Origin of the sequence: Allobosea sp. CER48 (assembly GCF_044752385.1) — a bacterium.
Taxonomy (GTDB): Bacteria; Pseudomonadota; Alphaproteobacteria; order Rhizobiales; family Beijerinckiaceae; genus Allobosea.
The window spans coordinates 1-2327 of the sequence record NZ_JBIWYK010000474.1; the positions used below are offsets into that span (position 1 = coordinate 1).

Below are 2327 nucleotides of genomic sequence, written 5' to 3' on the forward strand. Positions count from 1 at the left end.
CCTTTGTCGTTGGCGCGCCCACCGGGAGGTTGGCACCGCCGCCCGTATCGAGCCGGTCGTCATTCGCGCGTTCCTTAGCGTGGATCGCACGGGAATGGAATCATTCGATCTCGCCGAGAAGCTTGAGGCCATCCGCTCCGGCCAGAACCGCGCCGGCGGCAAGGCCGATGAACAGCCCATGCTCCACCACCCCAGGCACCATGTTGAGCGCCTGAGCCAGCAATTCCGGCCGGTCGATGGCTCCAAGACGGGCGTCGAGAATGAAATGCCCGCCATCCGTCACCAGCGTCGTGCCGTCTGCTCGCTGGCGCAGCTTAAGTTCGCCGGCAGAGCCGGAAGCGGCGATGGCCTCGGCCACCGCACGGCGCGTCGCTTCCAACCCGAATGGCACCACCTCGACCGGCAGCGGAAAGCGGCCGAGCTTCTGCACCAGCTTGCCGTCGTCGGCGATGACGATCATGCGGGCGGATGCCGCGGCAACGATCTTCTCGCGCAGCAGCGCCGCACCACCGCCCTTGATCAGGCGCAGCTGCGGATCGATCTCATCGGCGCCGTCGACAGTCAGGTCGAGCTCAGGCGTCTCGTCGAGTGTCGACATGGAAATGCCGAGGGAAAGGGCTTGCGCCTGCGTGGCCTCGGAGGTCGCAACGCAGAGAACGTCGAAGCCTGAAGCGACCTTCGCTCCGAGCAGATCGACGAAGTGCTTCGCCGTCGAGCCGGTCCCGAGGCCAAGGCGCATTCCCGGCCCCACGAGTTCGAGCGCGCGGGCCGCTGCCAGCTTCTTGAGATCGTCAGCGTTCATGTCGATTTTGCCTGGGTCAAGTTACGGAAACCGGCCGCCATCCAGGGGGATGGCGGCGCTGTCCTGCCGCGCCCGTCGCTTCATGTCCAGCGTGCGAGGGACGACGCGCCCTATTTCACCTGCGGCGTGCACACGGTCTTGTCGTCGAAGACGTAGCAGATGCTCATCTCGCCGGTGCGGAGATTGACGCGGAAGATGCCGCCCTCGCGCTCGTGACGCGACGGCATCAGCCCGTAGTCGCTCGGCGCCTGTGGCCCTGCCCCCTCGCCCGTCGGGAAGCAGACCGTGACGCCGACGCCGCCCTCCTTGAGCTGGAACTGGCAGGCACCGACCTCTCCGGTTGCCTTGTCGATACGGTAGACGCGATTCAGGTCGGTCTGCGGCGCGGGAGCGAACTCGAATGGGCCGGCCACGGCAGGCCATGCACCGAGCAGCGAGACGCCGGCTGCCAGCGCCAGACGCGCCGTGCCCGCCCGTGTTGCGATATTCTTCGACATGACATGGTTCCCTGTCGCCGGGGCTGCGACGAATCGAATGAACGATACCATCATGCGCGGCGATTTTGGGGAGGCTGCGACGACCTGCTCTCCCACCAAGGGCTTGCCAGCGTGGCCGCAACCTCCTTTAAGCCGATGAGCTGTCCGCACCGCCAGAAAGTGATGCCATGAGCCTGCCTCCCATCGTCGTCTTCGATCTCGACGGAACGCTCGCGGAGACCGCGCCCGACATCATGCGGGTGCTGAACGTCATCCTGGTGCGCGAAGGCCTGCCGGCCTTGCCGCTGGAGCGGGCACGCGAACTCGTCGGCGCGGGGGCGCGGGCCCTGATCGAGCGCGGTTTCAAGGTTTCCGGCCGGCCGCTCGGCGCAGAGACACTGGAGCGGCTCTTCGAGGACTTCCTGGACATCTATGCCGAGGACGTCGCATCCAACAGCCATCTCTTCGAAGGCGTGCTCGAAGCGCTCGATGCGCTTGCCGGTGAAGGCTATGCGCTGGCCGTCTGCACCAACAAGCCGATCCGGCACACGCGCTTGATCCTCGATCACTTCGGCATTTCCGGTCGCTTCGCCGCCGTGGCCGGACGCGACAGCTTCCCCGTCTTCAAGCCCGATCCGCGCCATCTCACCCTGACGATCGAGGCCGCGAAGGCCGATCCGGCCCGCGCGGTGATGATCGGCGATTCGCGTACAGACATCGCGACCGCGCGGGCGGCCAACATCCCCTCGATCTGCGTGCCCTTCGGCTATACCGACGTGCCGATCGAGACGCTGGAGCCGGATTTCATCATCCAGCATTTCGACGAACTGCCGAAGGCTGTGGATCGCGCCCTCAATCTGGTGCCGGCACGTCCTTGACGGCGTGAGGCGGGGCGACTAGGAGAGGGCCGGTCCGGGCGGCTAGCTCAGCGGTAGAGCACTCCCTTCACACGGGAGGGGTCACAGGTTCGATCCCTGTGCCGCCCACCATTTCCCATTATTATCAAGAATTTGCGAACGCCGCGGGACTTGGCGGCGGGGGCATCATGA

At 66.0% G+C, this 2327-nt stretch carries 3 protein-coding genes and 1 tRNA gene; 2 read left to right on the top strand and 2 right to left on the bottom strand.

What is annotated here, in order from left to right:
* Positions 1-100: 100 nt before the first annotated feature.
* Both rpiA and ACIPIA_RS14520 read right to left on the bottom strand, forming a co-directional pair.
* Positions 101-802 carry a ribose-5-phosphate isomerase RpiA gene (rpiA, locus tag ACIPIA_RS14515; protein ID WP_400510567.1) on the bottom strand — a complete coding sequence of 234 codons (702 nt, stop codon included), beginning with the start codon at positions 800-802 and terminating at the stop codon, positions 101-103.
* A gap of 110 nt (positions 803-912) precedes the next feature.
* Entirely contained in the window at positions 913-1299 is a 387-nt protein-coding gene (locus tag ACIPIA_RS14520) for a hypothetical protein (RefSeq protein ID WP_400510568.1), read from the bottom strand.
* A gap of 167 nt (positions 1300-1466) precedes the next feature.
* Here ACIPIA_RS14520 and gph point away from each other — a divergent pair, with 167 nt between their 5' ends.
* Both gph and ACIPIA_RS14530 read left to right on the top strand, forming a co-directional pair.
* On the top strand, positions 1467-2156 hold the full coding sequence (gene gph / locus ACIPIA_RS14525) for a phosphoglycolate phosphatase (protein ID WP_400510570.1): 690 nt from the start codon (positions 1467-1469) through the stop codon (positions 2154-2156).
* A 36-nt stretch (positions 2157-2192) separates the two neighbouring features.
* A tRNA-Val gene (locus ACIPIA_RS14530) sits at positions 2193-2267 on the top strand.
* Positions 2268-2327 lie beyond the last annotated feature (60 nt).